Here is a 14,069-nt window from a genome sequence, read left to right on the forward strand (position 1 = left end):
TGAGGTCAACTCACTCACCACTCGGCGCTAATGGTAGTGGCATCCAGTGGGTGATCTTATTACCCAGTGACTCCCCAAAAGGTTCATTTAAGAATCTACATTCATGTTTGTTGTAATAAGCAACGAATGAATTACTACCCTCGCTAGCCATAACCGCTGCGTGGTCCCATTCACCGCATTCCGGCATCCTGTCACTACACTTAATCCAGCCATCCGGCGCGCTGGGCGCTGGCGGGGTGGTGTAGAGCGGCACAACGGAATAACCGGCATCTCCTTCTTCACGAAAATCATTTAGAGAATCCACCACATCCGCAAGTAAGCCGCCGTCGGCATCAACGCATACTTCATCAAAATGTGGTTTTCCGTCATAGTCTGCGATACCAAACATGAAAGGCTTATCCTGCGCATCCATCACCGCGAGAAGTGCGCGGGCCATTTCGATTCGTTCATCCCATGACACCTTGCAAATGGTGTTCTCGTCTGCAAGTTGCTCCAGCCTTTCCCGGCTGAGGGTCACGATTGGGTTAGTCATTTCATGTCTCCGTTATATACAAACCGGCAGCAATCAGGCGCGCACGGCGCTGGGCTGCAATGATGTGCTTCTGGCGCTGCTCTTCATTCGCCAGGCTGAATGACCTCACACTAACCACGATCGTCTTGCCGGCTTTCGGGGTAATGCGATGAGGGCGAGAGGTGAGGGTGTAGATGCGGTCGCGATTCCCTTCGCTATCGGTAATCCATTCACTGGCTTCAATGGTGGCTGTCTGATTGGCGCCGACCTGCCACCGCATCTGAGCGTGAAGGTCGGTGACAGTCATCTTCAATATCTTCGCCAGCTCCGTACCGGTCATTGGCCGCTTGCTGAGTTGCCAGCATGCTAATTCTTTGAAACCATCGTTCTTGCATCCGGTACGGCGGCGGTAAAAGGGATTATTCTTCACTGTCGACCTCACTTAATAATCAGTGAAAGTTTTCCAACTTTTATTTTGGCTCCAGGAACATCCTGCCCGGCATCCAATAGCTTTTTGATACCTAATTTGTCGGGCTTTATGGTTGTCTCGTACTCGACTAAATTCGGGGGAAGGGCGCCAGCATCCGTAATGTCGACAGACTTTGTTGGCGCTCTGACTGATACCTGGTGAAGGCCGGCAGTAATCTTTTTAAGTCCTGCGTGCTGAAGCGTCTGGGCGATGTAGGTCTTAATGCTGGTTATGCGGTTCTCGGCCGTGGCGGCTCTTTCTGTAAGCGATTTGGCCTCGTTCCTGAGTGCATCAACGTAAACCGATTCGTTTTTGCAGATAGCGAGTAGCTGACAAATTTTGTCTGAAAACTCACCCTCAATTCCTTCGAGGGTGTCGGCAATCATCTCCGGCGTCATGTCAGATTCAGTCAGCTTCACGTAGCTATTTGCGATCTCATACAGTTTGCTCATGAGACACCTCTAACTTGGCTTTGCATTCGGCATAGATGGCCTGAACGTTCTTCTGCAATGGGTTTCCAGTGGTCATTTTGTATGCCTGCTGGAACAGAACTTTCAGCTCGTTAAGTCCCTCAGCCAGAGGCATCCTGTCGCATATTTCACTGACCTGTTCCTGAAGCGCTGCCCTGCGCTGATTTTCGTCCTGAATGACTTTTTCCTCAGGGACATGGCTCATCATGGGCTCGGTGTGAATCCCTTCATCTTCATTGATGACGTGAATAGCGTTATCCAGACGCTCTGCGCGGGGCCAATACTTGCTGGCGCGCTTAACGATTGTCTTCCTTGCCATCTCTTCCCAGAAGTTCTTCCATGGGCCATTCTTGGCCTTACTTGTTGCTTCCGTTGCTTTGATTTCTGCAAGGCTCATCTCTTCCGTGAGGTAATCACCGCCGGGAGTTTTAACGGTGCAGTAACCGCCGACGACCGTGCCGCGGTCACCGAAAGCGTTATATTTGTGAGTTGGTGCCGTATCGAGCCCGTTAGATTCGTATGTGTCGTGGGAGTAAACCAGTTTGCACTGGCCCCACAGGATTGATCCGGCAGACTGGGCAAGATGAAGCAGGCCCATGTAGCTGATATCCAGACACACCATGCCATCACGTGGCACCAGATAGGCCAGCTTACTTGCCGGGTTAAGAGTGATACCCACGGCCGCCACATTGATGATGGCGTTCTGCGCGCTGGTAGGGTTAGAAATTGCGGTCTTTGCCAGAAAGTCATTCTTCTGGAAAAGCTGAATAGCGAACTGGCTTTCCTTAGCCCACACCACTGACTGGTCCGTTACTGCTCCAACAAACAGCGGTTCCTGCTGTTTCACAAACTCAACGATGCTTAGGTTCATCACGCCACCTCTGAATAACTGTGCTTAGATTTAAAAATGTCCAACGCGTAACGGTGGTGAAATATGTTCAGGATCCGAATCGCACTGTGTGCCGGTTTGATGATGATGCTGTCAGCATGCGCCAACGTGCCATCAACGCTGCCAACAATATCGCAGGATTTGATGACGCCTCCGTGCAAGCTAAGTCCGGCGGGAAGTGACAGTGACGCCGACCTGCAGTCTGACAGCGAAAGTGCTGAGTGTGTAAGACAGTTGCGATTAAACATTTATCGCTGGCAGGCGTGGTATAGAGCAGCTCAGTAGGGATATTTTCGTATCTAAAAACACTGAAAGCTTAAAACTTTTTAAGTTATTATTACCAACTCACTACAGGAGGTGGTAATGAAACAACTGGTTGATTCAATTCAAAATACATTAAATTCCAAGAATTGGCTTTCTGCTTTATACATGGCAATAACATTGCCAGATATCTGCGCCGCTACTGAGAATGTAGTTAGTGGAAACGGTGCTAGATACAGGGACTGGTTCAATCGGTACATGAAGAAAAAGTATGACTCAGCTAATTATTATGAGTACGTAGAGGCTTACCATCCAGAAAGGATTAAAATCTTGCCTCAAGAAATCTTGGATGGTTATAAAAAAGAGCCAACTAAGGTTAAATTCACCGCTGAGAGTTGCTGGGCGCTTAGAAATGCGACGCTGCATGAAGGCATGGATGAGGACAAGTTAAAGAAATTCAGAATTACGGTTCCAGATGCATTGAACAATGTTCATCACCTCACCCATGATAAGACTGGTGGAATAGTCCAGATTGATGCAAGCATTTTTTGCGAAGACATCATAGAAGCCGTTAAAGCATGGGAGATCGATATGGCCTCAAGGCCAGAAGTAATTACAAAGCTCGGGAAAATGATACGCATTAGGGATCAGAGATTCATTTTCGATTGAAGATAATGAAGTTCATTAAGCCGCCTCCGGGCGGTTTTTTATTGGAGCGAATATGCCTGACACCTACCGCATCACAGTAACCACAAAGTCAGGTGAAACCCACGAAGGCCTGATGAACCGATCACAGCCTGAGATGGTTAACGGCTTCATCGGTGTAGCCAAAGAAGACGGTTCATGGGTTTACCTGGCGCCAGACGACTTGCTCAAGATGGAGTAGGTACTGCAAAGTAGTTAAAGCCCCATTATTTGCAATAAGGCGCATGCCGCTGCACATAAGGCTGCGCGACTATTGTATTTGGCTTGCAAACGAGCGGTGAGAACAAAATTATGCATATCGACTTTATCATCTGGTTCTTTCATTGTCAGAACCACCCTGTGTGGCTTCTCTTTCGAGGTAACAAATGCAGAGTAAAGCCAGTACAAAGCCGACAGAACACCAGCAGATATTGAGAAAATTCGATATTCAGAAATGAGCTTAAAAATAATATCCATATAAATCCTAAAGGTATTTATGGCACTCACCGACAAACAAGAAATGTTCTGTCGCGAGTACCTCATCGATTTGAACGCCACGCAAGCGGCCATTCGGGCGGGGTATAGCGAAAAGACTGCAAACCGAACCGGATCTGAAAACCTGTCAAAACCTGATATTGCGCAACGCATCATTGAACTTAAATCAAGTCGCAATGAAAGGGTAGAGGTAAACGCAGATTACGTTCTACGCCGCCTGGTTGAGATTGACGAAATGGACGTGCTGGACATTCTGAAAGATGACGTGGGGTCAGTCCAGTGGTTAGCCTCTGCTACATGCAATTGTGGATGGAAAAAGCCCAGCAGGCTGGCAAAGAGGTTTACCCGGCGATGAAGCAGTTGCGTTCTGAGTTTTCTGGCTTCTTCTACGATCTGGCTCATGAGACTCGTTTTTTCACCCAAGGAACCAAAGAAGCGCTTCTGCGCGAGTCCGAACATCTGGATAAGAAAAACCGGTATGTGGAAAACGCAGAGGGTATGTTCAGGAAATTACGCAGTACGAGGGAGTTACACTGACAGGTGTATGGGATGGCGTAAAAAGAAAAACCGCCAATGTGGAGTTGGCGGTTATCAGGTGTCAAATCAAACTTCGAGGTTCAAATGACTAAGTTAACTGTAGCAAACCAAAGATCTGCTGTCACGAAAATGTCGAGCCGTGAAATTGCTAAATTGACCGGCAAACAACATAAAAACGTTATGGCGGATTGCAGAGCAATGTTTGAAGCGCTCAATTTTCAATCGGCTGAGTTCTCAGCCGATTACCAAGATGAAAAGGGGCGCACATATCAGGAGTATTGGCTCGACCAGGATCTGACCCTAACGCTAATGACCGGCTACAGCATCCCACTTCGCCATAAAGTAGCCACGCGCTGGCGTCAGCTTGAGTCTGGTGAGGTTCTTCTCCAGAAATCAAAGTCGCACCTGCCTGAATATCGTCGCGCCCGCGCTATTAAGATGGAAGTTGAGGCAATGAGCCTGGCTCTTTCATTTATGCCCAAGTTGAGTGATGTGGCAAAGCAGACAGCAATGGCCCGCGCGGTGAATGATGCTGCCGGGATTGAGCTTTTGCCACTGCCGAAAGTTGAAGAGCATTATCATACAGCTGGGGAAGTGGGCGATATGCTTGGCGTTTCAGCTCAAAAGATTGGCCGCATCGCGAATGCCAATGATCTGAAAACTGACCAGTACGGAATTTTCGTAATGGATAAGTCAGCCTACAGTAGCAAGCAGGTCGAAGCGTTCCGTTACAACGCCGAAGGCGTCAAAGCATTGCGCCACCTGATTCACGGCGCTGACGTAGCTTAAAAGTAAAGGTGTAAGTTGAACTTACATCTTTAGAATCGCGACCAAAGCTTGATGTTTGAGTCTACACCAAACCCGCGAGTGCGGGTTTGGTGGTGTACGGCTGCTGATATACGGTAAATGACTGTAAATATCATAATGTTAATGCTCAACAGGTCGATATCTTCTCAAAACAAATTGAGGGGGATTAAAATGCCTTTTAAGCTTAAAGCTATCGTGTGGGTCATTGGCGGGATTTTAGGTATTTATATACCAACTTCTATGCTTAGCCTTAACATTCACAACGGTTTTTACGTTAAGCAAATGGCGAACTGCGGGGAAGATGCTTCAAATTCTCTCGCGTCTCTCTTAAGTGGCGATGAAATGTCCATCAGAGGTAACGACTTGGATAATATCGCAAAAGATCTCAAGTCGTGCCAAAAAAATCTCGATTACAACAAAGGATTAGTGACTTCTCTTCGTGAAGAACGCGCACGCGACAGCAAGCAGACATCTTCTCTAAAGTAACCAATTTGCTTCCATTTGCATAAGACTCCCTTTAGGATTACTCCGAACATTACTCTTGGGGCAGGGATATGAAGAAGATAGGATTAGTGATTTTATTGGCGTCTATAACAGGTGTGGCACACGCCCAATGGGCAACTAGTGTAGACGACGACATCTTCTCTGGTGGTAAGAAAGCGACTATGGTTGCTTCAATCGGAGATTACAACGACAGTAGCGCACTTATATTTGATTGCACAAAAAATGAACTATCCTTCGCGTATATCGAGCGTTCCAATCAGCCTGAAAAAGCTTCCCATCTACCAGTAGATATGTTTGTCAAGATTGATTCGGGTGATATAAAAAAAATGAAATCATCATTTGAAGAAAGAAATGATAAATATATTCAGGCTGGAGTTGATGACAAAGACATCATAACTCAAATTTTGAAAGAGGCTGCAAAGGCTAAATCCAAGATGATAGTTGGGATTTCCAGCGATGTGATCGGGCAACACTCAGTAACAGCAAATGTTTCTGGTTCCAGTAAAGCTGTTAACCAGTTCGCTACAGCATGTGAGATTAAGCTTTAGTAATTAGCTCTCGCTAGATACATCTCAGACCCAGCCAATGAGCTGGGTTTTTTTATGCCCAAACAAAGAGGTTTATATGGATGTTCAGGCTTACCGCGTAGCTGTCCGCATCGCTCTTGATGACCAGATCACCCGGAACATGATGCAGGTGAGCCGTGATGCCATTCAGCTCAATAAGAAGTTCGTTGAGTTGGCGAAAAACATCAAGGCTGTAACCAGTGCCGCCAAAGAAGCTACCTCAGCAATGCGCTCCATGAACAGCGCAATGAATAACCAGTTTTCAGGTGCGACGCGTGGTGCAAATGAATATGCCAGCGCTATGCGGTCTGCAGCGGATCATGCACAAAGAGCCAGTACTGCCACCCGAAATCTTCCTGCGCTGACCGGTGGTTATGGCGGTGGGTCTGCATTCCCAGCTATGGCTGCGGGTGCATTTGCATTATCGGCTGGTAGTGCTGGCGGCGGTGGCGGGGCTCGCCGGGGTAATGGACTAATGGCATTGCCAGGGCCACAAGGTCAGGGAGGCGGTTGGGGCGGATGGAATAATGGTCTTCCACCCGGTGGATGGGGTGGTGGCGGATCTGGTGGTGGAGGCAATGGCTCATCTAATCGCGGATTCGGGCCGGGTTCTCATGCTGATGGCATGACAAATCTTGCTACAGGTTATCTTGGCTTCAAGCTGCTGACCTGCTCCCCGTTGATTAGTACACCCCGATGTTAGTAATGTCTTCATTTGACCCGCTCCCCGTATGTGATCCATTCATAATCAGGAATAACCGGCTTCTGACCCGCTCCCCGTATGTGATCCATTCATAATCAGGAATAACCGGCTTCATGTTGGTTGCGTATTCTGGCAACCGGCAGATTTTTCGGCAAATTCAGAGGGAGTCATCCAGCCCAGTGCAGAATGGGGACGACTCTGGTTATAGTGTATGCGCCAGGCCTCGATTTTGCACCGTGCATCCTCCAGAGACATGAACCAGTTCTCGTTCAGGCATTCCTGCCGCAACCTGCCGTTGAAGGACTCGACCGTGGCGTTGTCCGTCGGTGTTCCCGGCCGTGAGAAGTCGATCCTAATACCTCTTTCATACACCCACCTATCCAGCATTTTTCCTGCAAATTCAGATCCATTATCGGTTTTCAGCAACTGCGGTAAGGGACGCCTGAGCGCTATGCTGTTCAGCATTTCTGCCACTTCTGTTGAACGCAGATTCTGCCCTACGCAGATCCCCAGGCATTCGCGGGTGTAAAGGTCGATAACCGTCAGCAGGCGCAGTCGTCGCCCGTTAAACAGCGCGTCCGAGACAAAATCCATGCCCCAGACGTGATTCGGATACAGACCCTGAGGCTGCGGTTGTCGGCGCTGGGCCGATTTATTGCGGCGTGGCCGTTTGAGGCGCAGCGACAGACCCTGCTCACAGTAGAGGCGGTAGATTCTTTTGTGATTATCGCGCCAGCCTTCCCGCCTGAGCATCACGTGTACCCGGCGGTACCCGTAATGAACCCGGGTTTCGGTTATCTCACGGATGCGTAGCCGCAGTGCGCTGTCGTCGGCGGCCACAGAACGATATCGAAACGAGCTGCGGCTGACCCGCAGCGCAAAACAGACCTGTCTCTCACTGGCACCGTAGCGGGCTTGCAAATCCCTGACCCATTCGCGCAGGCGTGCCAGCGTCAGCTCTTTTTTGCCAGCACGTCCTGCAGCATCGCCTTGTCGAGGCTCAGATCGGCAACCAGCCTCTTCAGCCGCAGATTTTCCTCTTCCAGTTGCCGCATATGCTTCAGCTCCGAAGGAGAAATGCCGCCGTATTTTTTACGCCACGTATAGAAAGTGGCATCCGAAATGCCCAGCTTGCGACAGACGTCCGGCACTGACGTACCCAGTTCAGCCTGCTTGAGGGCAAAAACAATCTGCTCTTCGGTGAATCGTGACTTTTTCATCGGCACATCCTCCGTTCAGGGGAGTGTTTATCATGCCGGAATTCTGTTTCTGAATGGAGCAGGATTTTGGGTCAGGGTCACATCGTCAAGCTGTTCCGTAGTAGTTTGGGGGGCGAACTCCCAAGTGGGTGGGATGCCATTTTCACAAACGGTAGTTGCAGGCGGGGCATATGCTGCAACATTCTCAGCTGTGTCCGTCACAAACCAAACGATCGGATGGAGTTCTGGTAATACAGCAGGAACACCAACATTTGCTATTGGTATGGGCGCATATGAATTTTAAAGGGGATTGTTATGAGTATTAATGTTCAATTCACAGCTTCGGATAAAAAAGTAATTTGCGGATACCTGTCTGACTATCAGGACGATTTGAAGGCTTATCCAAATCAGGGCACCGTTGAGTTAACTGATGAGCGGTGGCTTGAGTATTATAACTCTGCTGGATTAGCCCTTCAGTGGATGCTTCCTAAACCTGAATGAATGGTTATTTAACTGCCATGATATTATTGTGGCAGTTTTTTAATTTCTGTACCTCTAGGATATGACTGCTTTCATGCCGATCTTATGAATTAAATAACATACCACAAGAGACATTAAGTATATTGTGATTGATGCCAGCGGTATGAAGTAATAAACATTGGAACTGCTTATTGATAAACCCACCGCACCCATTATATAAATGAGTGACAGGTGGAACAGATAAATTCCGAAGATGTATTTTGATTGCAGGCCTATCAATTTCCCAACAAATCCACCAATATTACGAATTCCATGCAATGCAAAAAATGCCGAGACTGAAGCTAAGCAGACGAAAATAGATGAGTTTAGACAATTCCTCACGTCGTGCAAACCTTCATTATCAAAAAGGATCTTAGTAAATAGCATTATCATCAACGACATAAGTAGAGATATAGCAACTGCAATAGTCCGAGTTGTTCGAGTTTTTCTAGCTTTAGCAATAATTGCACCACATAAGAAGTACCCTTGATATAGTCCAATAGATGACAGATCAAGGTAAGATGAAACCACCAACCCATAACTCTTCATAGAAGGTAAAGCTATGCATGATACAAACCAGAGAAATAGTATATAGTATTTCTGTCTCTGGTCTGTGTTAATCATCAGGATACTCAATAATGGTAGGGTTATATAGACGCCGATTAATGCGTACAAATACCAAAGATGTCCTGCCGCTGGCTTGGAAATGATTTCTAAGAAAGAGATTTCCTGATTATTAAGAAAGTGAAAAAATATAAGGTATGCAACAGACCAAAAAATCAAAGGTATAGTAATTCTTTTTATTCTTGAAAGTGACGATTGGAATGTGCAGGGTAGATTACCTAGCAATGCGCCTGTTGTCATGAAAAAAAGAGGTACGCAGATTCGCGTGAAACTTTCGAAAAAATTAGCGCCATTCCATAGTCTGCTTTCAGAGCTAGTGAAACCATTTGATGAAACGTGAAGCACGATAACCATTAATATTGAAATGAATTTTATTAGGTCCAACGAAGAATCTCGTTCAGTAGTCGATTTCAGCATAATATTATCATTATTTCCTAGCATTTATAACTCCAATCATACATTAGCCTGCATGGTGCGTAACCTACAAAATCAGTTCACCCACCTAAATTTCCTTTCCTGCCAACCCCTTCCTTCAGCATCCTCAAAATCCCCTTGATAGCCTGCACCGATCAATATTACTGTATATACATACAGTATTTTACGAAGGAGATTATCATGGCACGCAGAGACGACATAGCAGCAGCATTCAGAGCAAGCATCAAAATAGCGCAGAACGGCAAGCGCACGGTTACCACGGTCGACTTCGTGGAGCATCTGACGAAGGTAAACCACGATTTCACCCTGGCTGAGGCCAACCGTTGGATTGAGCACTATCAGGGCTGCTTCCGAGACATTTCGACAGAAGAGGGTGAGCGCCGGATGTTCCACCTGTTCAATCCTAACAACGGGGGCCACTGATATGGGATTTCCATCACCGGCGCAGGACTACGTAGAATCGCGGATCGACCTTAACGAGATAATGGTGATCAGGCCGTCGGCAACAACCATCTATACCGATGGTGACACGCTGCATGTGATTGACCGGTCAATGCGGCCGAAGCCGGGAGAGCCATTCTATTACGAGCTGCTGGGTGAATCAGGGCTGGGCAGGATGATGGGCGGGGCATTGGTGACGAGTGCCGGCGAAAGCATAGAGGGAGAGGTGCTGGATGAGCTAAATGTGATCGGCAAGGTAACCTTCTGCGCCCGACGCGTTTACGAGGAGCGCCGGCCGACAATCTGATGGGACCAGATTGGGACATGCAAAGGTTTGTACCCTTTACCAAGCCTTTGCATGTTTTAGCATCATGGGACGTGTGAGCGCGGTGTGATGCGGTAAGTTACTGTGTTATAGGGTAAATCTAGGAACTTCTAAGCCGTAGGTCACAGGTTCGAAGAGCCTGTAAATAATTCTGTGTAACTGCCAACGTATTAGAGGTGATCGCTCAAGCGGTCACCGAACTCGATAATAAAGCGACTCATCGCCAGCCGCCAGTTTCGGATCGGCATATTCCATTTTTTTGAAGCATCCCTGATCGCCAGATAAATGACTTTCCGCACCGAGTCATCCGTCGGGAACACCTTGCGTTTCTTTATTGCCTGACGGATCACGCTGTTCAGCGATTCGATGGCGCTCGTAGTGTAAATAGCTTTACGGATATCCGGTGGATAATTGTAAAACGTATTGAGATTTTCCCAGTGTGCATACCAGCTTTTACTGATTTGCGGGTATTTATCGTCCCAGCCCCCTGCGAACTGCTCCAGAGCCATTAACGCCGCCTCTTCTGTTGGAGCCTGATATACCGCTTTCAGCCCGCCAGTCACGGCTTTGTAGTCCTTCCACGACACGTATTTCAGGCTGTTACGCACCATGTGAATAATGCACAGCTGGATATGCGTTTGGGGATAAACGCTGTTTATCGCATCCGGGAAGCCCTTCAGACCGTCCACGCAGGCAATCAGGATATCCTGAAGGCCCCGGTTTTTAAGCTCTGTCAGCACGCTGAGCCAGAACTTTGCGCCTTCGTTTTCTGCCAGCCACATGCCCAGGAGCTCTTTCTGGCCTTCGGTATTAATGCCCAGTGCGAGGAAGACGGCTTTATTAATCACGCTACCACCGTGGCGAACTTTTACAACAATACAGTCAAGATAAACAATGGGATAAAGTGCATCCAGGGGGCGATTCTGCCACTCTGCGACCTGCTCTTTAACCGCATCGGTGACTTTAGAAATCAGCGTGGGTGAAACATCCGCGTCGTACATCTCTTTGAAGGTGGCGACGATTTCTCGCGTGGTCATGCCTTTGGCGTACAGGGACAAAATCTGGCTGTCCATCCGGGTGATACGTGTCTGATTTTTCTTTATCAGTTGCGGTTCGAAGGTGCTTTCACGATCGCGTGGCGTACTGATTTCAATCTCACCATCATCACAAAGCAAGGTTTTTGACGAGTAGCCATTACGGGTATTGGAGCCTGTTTTGGGGGCGTTCTTCTCGTGGCCGATGTGATCAGTCAGCTCAGCATTGAGCGCTGTTTCAACGGTAAGCTTTGTCAGCATACGGGAAAACTGATTGAGATCGGCTTCGGTTTTAAGGCCTTTAGCCAGTTCAGTCGCAAGGGCCCTGAGTTTCTTTTCGTCCATAATTTGCCTGTCTCCGTTGTTAGAGTGAAGATATCAAAAACAGGCAGATACACAATTTAAATTACAGGCTCGGTTCGAATCCTGTAGGGCGTACCATTAATTATCAATATATTACGCTATCTTCAATCCTGCCTGATTTCCGCATTGTGTCGTATTTGTGTCGTCACTCCACAAAAGTGAGTCAATTTTACGTGCATGTTCGTTCAAATGGTTCGGTGCCAGATGCGCGTACCGGCGCACCATTTCTATCGACTCCCAGCCACCCATTTCCTGCAATGCAGATAGCGGGACGCCTGATTGTATTAGGCAGCTCGCCGACATATGGCGCAGGTCATGGAAACGGAAGTCCTCAATACCTGCACTCCTGAGCGCCAGCCTCCATGATGTATTATCATCTCTTCGCATTTCCTTACTGCGACCATTTTCGTTCCATCGTTCCATCGTTCCATCGTTCCTGGTGGCCGGTTTGGTGTGGACAAACACCCACCGTGAATGCTTTCCTATCTGCTCCTTCATTATCCTGCAAGCCGTATTACTTAGAGCCACGCCAATAGCCTTGCCCGCTTTGGCGCTCTCCGGATTTATCCAGGCGCCCATCCTTTGCCTATCAACATGTGTCCATCACATCACTACAGTACAGCTGACAATAACTAAGTTTCAGCGCATGTTTAACGCAAAATATTCAGACCAGAAGGGCTTCACGACAGATGAGTACGATGCTGTGGCCGATGACTACATGGCGAAAAAGGCAAAACGTTTAGTCAAAATGTAATCGCAGGATTCAAAGTATGTGCTGATTCGTTCGTATCCATTCGGCTTCGTTTGACATCGCAGCATTTATAGTTATGATTAGGTCATAACATTAACGGATGACTCTATGGAAAGAGATGACGGTTTAGACTATTTACTTTCACTACATGGCTCGACAGTGTACCGGGATGATGGGTATTGGTGGAAAGTCGAGGTATGGGAAGTTAAGCCAACATCTTTCATTCCGCATGGTATACGTTACACCTTAACGCTACATGACAAATACAACACTCGTGTCTTTGGCATAGACAATGCTCACGGGATAAAATCGCCTAAAAAAGGCTGTTACTCAGGCAGGTTGGTTTATGACCATATGCATCGTACCCCCTATGATAAAGGGTACCCGTACGAGTTTGTGTCAGCAGCGCAGCTTATTGAAGATTTTTTCATAAAATCAGACGAAGTCATCGCGCAACGAGAAAACCGAGGTTAACAATATGAAAGCTCTCATTGGTATTATGCCTGAAGAGCACATCCGTCAAAGGATGCTTGCGATCGTTAAAGGCGAGTACAACCCTGAACCGGGGGAGCCAAGAGTCTGGTTTACATCAGTAAATGCACTGGCTCAGGTCCTTAGTAACGAGAACATTGAACTTCTAAGACTAATGGAAGAGCAAAAGCCAGAAACTATTACCGAACTGGCTGAGATGTCTTGCCGTCAGAAAAGCAATCTTTCCGTTACTTTAAAGACCCTTAGCTCTCGCGGTTTTGTTCGGCTTGAGAAGCAAGGTAGAGGCATTAAGCCTGTGGCGCTTTTTACTGAATTTGACATTCAGGTCAAACAAGAATTCATTACTAAGTTTGGGCCAAAGGCTGCTTGATTGTGATCGACTTAAAGCAACAATAAACTCACTACCCGGCAGGTTTTGCTATCTGTAATCAGCCCACTCAGGTGGGCCTTTTGTGTTCCAACAAAATCAATATGTCGATGACGCGATGAAGACATCACTTACATCGCGATGTATTAATCAACGGGTAGCAGGTCAGCCGGGCATTCTCACGCTGCCCTTTCTTTTTAAGTTTGTGAAACCCCTCACGTCCCCTGGATCTATATCTAAGAAATTCTATTGTGAAATGGAACTAATATAAACATAGTATTCATGCGGATGAAGCCGCACTGGGAACACTATGGCATCGTAACAGAGCCAACTTAAAAAGGATAAACTGCTATGCCCAAGTCCGATCGTAAGTTTGTCAACACTGGCAAAGAGCAGCAGTATGAATTAAGGGACTGGCTGTACCGGAATAGTTTCTCAACGAAGCAAAGTAATATTGATGCGCTGAGAATCATCATTAACGTTGAGGTAAAGAAAGGCATCACGGCGGATAATATTACCTGGAGTGAGCTTGATGCCGCGCTAAGGGATAACCCGGCGTGGTTTAGTTCGCTGGATCCAGTCGGCAAGTAATATTACAGGGTTACTTACCGCCACTGCCTGCG

At 47.4% G+C, this 14,069-nt stretch carries 19 protein-coding genes and 3 pseudogenes; 14 read left to right on the forward strand and 8 right to left on the reverse strand.

Going from position 1 to position 14,069, the window contains the following annotated elements:
* Positions 1-10 precede the first annotated feature (10 nt).
* Genes AAGR22_RS06640 through AAGR22_RS06655 form a run of 4 tightly spaced genes read right to left on the reverse strand, consistent with a single transcriptional unit; the run spans position 11 to position 2,321 of the window.
* Entirely contained in the window at positions 11-532 is a 522-nt protein-coding gene (locus AAGR22_RS06640) for a DUF551 domain-containing protein (RefSeq protein WP_345831013.1), read from the reverse strand.
* 1 nt (position 533) lies between these two features.
* On the reverse strand, positions 534-941 hold the full coding sequence (locus tag AAGR22_RS06645) for a hypothetical protein (protein ID WP_345831015.1): 408 nt from the start codon (positions 939-941) through the stop codon (positions 534-536).
* 8 nt (positions 942-949) lie between these two features.
* A complete protein-coding gene (locus AAGR22_RS06650) occupies positions 950-1,432 on the reverse strand; it encodes a siphovirus Gp157 family protein (RefSeq protein WP_345831017.1) in 483 nt (160 codons plus the stop codon).
* Complete coding sequence (locus tag AAGR22_RS06655; RefSeq protein ID WP_345831019.1) at positions 1,416-2,321, reverse strand: RecT family recombinase; 906 nt, start codon at positions 2,319-2,321, stop codon at positions 1,416-1,418. Before AAGR22_RS06655 ends, AAGR22_RS06650 begins: the two co-directional genes overlap by 17 nt.
* Before the next feature lie 381 nt (positions 2,322-2,702).
* Here AAGR22_RS06655 and AAGR22_RS06660 point away from each other — a divergent pair, with 381 nt between their 5' ends.
* The gene (locus AAGR22_RS06660; RefSeq protein ID WP_345831021.1) at positions 2,703-3,269 is read left to right on the forward strand and encodes a hypothetical protein; all 567 of its coding nucleotides are present in this window, start codon (positions 2,703-2,705) and stop codon (positions 3,267-3,269) included.
* Between the two features lie 52 nt (positions 3,270-3,321).
* Complete coding sequence (locus AAGR22_RS06665; protein ID WP_345831023.1) at positions 3,322-3,486, forward strand: hypothetical protein; 165 nt, start codon at positions 3,322-3,324, stop codon at positions 3,484-3,486.
* A gap of 14 nt (positions 3,487-3,500) precedes the next feature.
* On the opposite strand, the gene AAGR22_RS06670 is transcribed toward AAGR22_RS06665, so the two are convergent.
* Positions 3,501-3,761: a hypothetical protein gene (locus AAGR22_RS06670; RefSeq protein WP_345831025.1), complete on the reverse strand. Its 261-nt coding sequence runs from the start codon at positions 3,759-3,761 to the stop codon at positions 3,501-3,503.
* A 19-nt stretch (positions 3,762-3,780) separates the two neighbouring features.
* Between AAGR22_RS06670 and AAGR22_RS06675 the strand changes: the two are divergent.
* The 6 genes and pseudogenes from AAGR22_RS06675 to AAGR22_RS06700 form a co-directional block, all read left to right on the forward strand.
* Positions 3,781-4,035 (forward strand): annotated as a pseudogene (locus tag AAGR22_RS06675) (terminase small subunit); the annotation flags it as partial.
* 53 nt (positions 4,036-4,088) lie between these two features.
* Complete coding sequence (locus AAGR22_RS06680) at positions 4,089-4,316, forward strand: hypothetical protein (RefSeq protein WP_345831027.1); 228 nt, start codon at positions 4,089-4,091, stop codon at positions 4,314-4,316.
* 84 nt (positions 4,317-4,400) lie between these two features.
* Positions 4,401-5,105, forward strand: coding sequence for a Rha family transcriptional regulator (locus AAGR22_RS06685; protein ID WP_345831029.1), 705 nt, complete (start codon positions 4,401-4,403; stop codon positions 5,103-5,105).
* A gap of 189 nt (positions 5,106-5,294) precedes the next feature.
* Complete coding sequence (locus AAGR22_RS06690; RefSeq protein ID WP_345831031.1) at positions 5,295-5,609, forward strand: hypothetical protein; 315 nt, start codon at positions 5,295-5,297, stop codon at positions 5,607-5,609.
* A 68-nt stretch (positions 5,610-5,677) separates the two neighbouring features.
* Positions 5,678-6,175, forward strand: coding sequence for a hypothetical protein (locus tag AAGR22_RS06695; protein WP_013203184.1), 498 nt, complete (start codon positions 5,678-5,680; stop codon positions 6,173-6,175).
* 37 nt (positions 6,176-6,212) lie between these two features.
* Complete coding sequence (locus AAGR22_RS06700) at positions 6,213-6,896, forward strand: hypothetical protein (RefSeq protein ID WP_345831037.1); 684 nt, start codon at positions 6,213-6,215, stop codon at positions 6,894-6,896.
* 111 nt (positions 6,897-7,007) lie between these two features.
* On the opposite strand, the pseudogene AAGR22_RS06705 reads toward AAGR22_RS06700, so the two are convergent.
* Positions 7,008-8,116, reverse strand: a pseudogene (locus AAGR22_RS06705) (IS3 family transposase).
* A gap of 294 nt (positions 8,117-8,410) precedes the next feature.
* Here AAGR22_RS06705 and AAGR22_RS06710 point away from each other — a divergent pair.
* The 3 genes from AAGR22_RS06710 to AAGR22_RS06720 all read left to right on the forward strand — a co-directional run bounded on the left by AAGR22_RS06710 (position 8,411) and on the right by AAGR22_RS06720 (position 10,421).
* Positions 8,411-8,596: a hypothetical protein gene (locus tag AAGR22_RS06710; protein WP_345831038.1), complete on the forward strand. Its 186-nt coding sequence runs from the start codon at positions 8,411-8,413 to the stop codon at positions 8,594-8,596.
* A 1,257-nt stretch (positions 8,597-9,853) separates the two neighbouring features.
* Entirely contained in the window at positions 9,854-10,096 is a 243-nt protein-coding gene (locus AAGR22_RS06715) for a DNA polymerase V (RefSeq protein ID WP_345831040.1), read from the forward strand.
* A gap of 1 nt (position 10,097) precedes the next feature.
* A complete protein-coding gene (locus AAGR22_RS06720; RefSeq protein WP_345831041.1) occupies positions 10,098-10,421 on the forward strand; it encodes a hypothetical protein in 324 nt (107 codons plus the stop codon).
* A 188-nt stretch (positions 10,422-10,609) separates the two neighbouring features.
* On the opposite strand, the gene AAGR22_RS06725 is transcribed toward AAGR22_RS06720, so the two are convergent.
* Positions 10,610-11,818: an IS256 family transposase gene (locus AAGR22_RS06725; RefSeq protein ID WP_345831042.1), complete on the reverse strand. Its 1,209-nt coding sequence runs from the start codon at positions 11,816-11,818 to the stop codon at positions 10,610-10,612.
* 111 nt (positions 11,819-11,929) lie between these two features.
* A pseudogene (locus tag AAGR22_RS06730) lies at positions 11,930-12,430 on the reverse strand (tyrosine-type recombinase/integrase); the annotation flags it as partial.
* A gap of 265 nt (positions 12,431-12,695) precedes the next feature.
* Between AAGR22_RS06730 and AAGR22_RS06735 the strand changes: the two are divergent.
* The 3 genes from AAGR22_RS06735 to AAGR22_RS06745 all read left to right on the forward strand — a co-directional run bounded on the left by AAGR22_RS06735 (position 12,696) and on the right by AAGR22_RS06745 (position 14,037).
* Positions 12,696-13,061, forward strand: coding sequence for a DUF6516 family protein (locus AAGR22_RS06735; RefSeq protein ID WP_067705363.1), 366 nt, complete (start codon positions 12,696-12,698; stop codon positions 13,059-13,061).
* Between the two features lie 4 nt (positions 13,062-13,065).
* Positions 13,066-13,449, forward strand: a complete 384-nt coding sequence (locus AAGR22_RS06740; RefSeq protein ID WP_067705365.1) for a MarR family transcriptional regulator — start codon at positions 13,066-13,068, stop codon at positions 13,447-13,449.
* A 348-nt stretch (positions 13,450-13,797) separates the two neighbouring features.
* Positions 13,798-14,037 carry a hypothetical protein gene (locus AAGR22_RS06745; RefSeq protein WP_067705367.1) on the forward strand — a complete coding sequence of 80 codons (240 nt, stop codon included), beginning with the start codon at positions 13,798-13,800 and terminating at the stop codon, positions 14,035-14,037.
* Positions 14,038-14,069: the final 32 nt, after the last annotated feature.

Source organism: Erwinia sp. HDF1-3R (assembly GCF_039621855.1).
Classification (GTDB): domain Bacteria; phylum Pseudomonadota; class Gammaproteobacteria; order Enterobacterales; family Enterobacteriaceae; genus Erwinia.

Coding starts and splice junctions, on each gene's coding strand:
- AAGR22_RS06660 (WP_345831021.1), top strand. CDS start 2,703: ATGAAACAACTGGTTGATTCAATTCAAAATACATTAAATTCCAAGAAT.
- AAGR22_RS06685 (WP_345831029.1), top strand. CDS start 4,401: ATGACTAAGTTAACTGTAGCAAACCAAAGATCTGCTGTCACGAAAATG.
- AAGR22_RS06665 (WP_345831023.1), top strand. CDS start 3,322: ATGCCTGACACCTACCGCATCACAGTAACCACAAAGTCAGGTGAAACC.
- AAGR22_RS06740 (WP_067705365.1), top strand. CDS start 13,066: ATGAAAGCTCTCATTGGTATTATGCCTGAAGAGCACATCCGTCAAAGG.
- AAGR22_RS06680 (WP_345831027.1), top strand. CDS start 4,089: ATGGAAAAAGCCCAGCAGGCTGGCAAAGAGGTTTACCCGGCGATGAAG.
- AAGR22_RS06745 (WP_067705367.1), top strand. CDS start 13,798: ATGCCCAAGTCCGATCGTAAGTTTGTCAACACTGGCAAAGAGCAGCAG.
- AAGR22_RS06670 (WP_345831025.1), bottom strand. CDS start 3,761: ATGGATATTATTTTTAAGCTCATTTCTGAATATCGAATTTTCTCAATA.
- AAGR22_RS06690 (WP_345831031.1), top strand. CDS start 5,295: ATGCCTTTTAAGCTTAAAGCTATCGTGTGGGTCATTGGCGGGATTTTA.
- AAGR22_RS06710 (WP_345831038.1), top strand. CDS start 8,411: ATGAGTATTAATGTTCAATTCACAGCTTCGGATAAAAAAGTAATTTGC.
- AAGR22_RS06655 (WP_345831019.1), bottom strand. CDS start 2,321: ATGAACCTAAGCATCGTTGAGTTTGTGAAACAGCAGGAACCGCTGTTT.
- AAGR22_RS06700 (WP_345831037.1), top strand. CDS start 6,213: ATGAGCTGGGTTTTTTTATGCCCAAACAAAGAGGTTTATATGGATGTT.
- AAGR22_RS06695 (WP_013203184.1), top strand. CDS start 5,678: ATGAAGAAGATAGGATTAGTGATTTTATTGGCGTCTATAACAGGTGTG.
- AAGR22_RS06715 (WP_345831040.1), top strand. CDS start 9,854: ATGGCACGCAGAGACGACATAGCAGCAGCATTCAGAGCAAGCATCAAA.
- AAGR22_RS06720 (WP_345831041.1), top strand. CDS start 10,098: ATGGGATTTCCATCACCGGCGCAGGACTACGTAGAATCGCGGATCGAC.
- AAGR22_RS06640 (WP_345831013.1), bottom strand. CDS start 532: ATGACTAACCCAATCGTGACCCTCAGCCGGGAAAGGCTGGAGCAACTT.
- AAGR22_RS06650 (WP_345831017.1), bottom strand. CDS start 1,432: ATGAGCAAACTGTATGAGATCGCAAATAGCTACGTGAAGCTGACTGAA.
- AAGR22_RS06725 (WP_345831042.1), bottom strand. CDS start 11,818: ATGGACGAAAAGAAACTCAGGGCCCTTGCGACTGAACTGGCTAAAGGC.
- AAGR22_RS06735 (WP_067705363.1), top strand. CDS start 12,696: ATGGAAAGAGATGACGGTTTAGACTATTTACTTTCACTACATGGCTCG.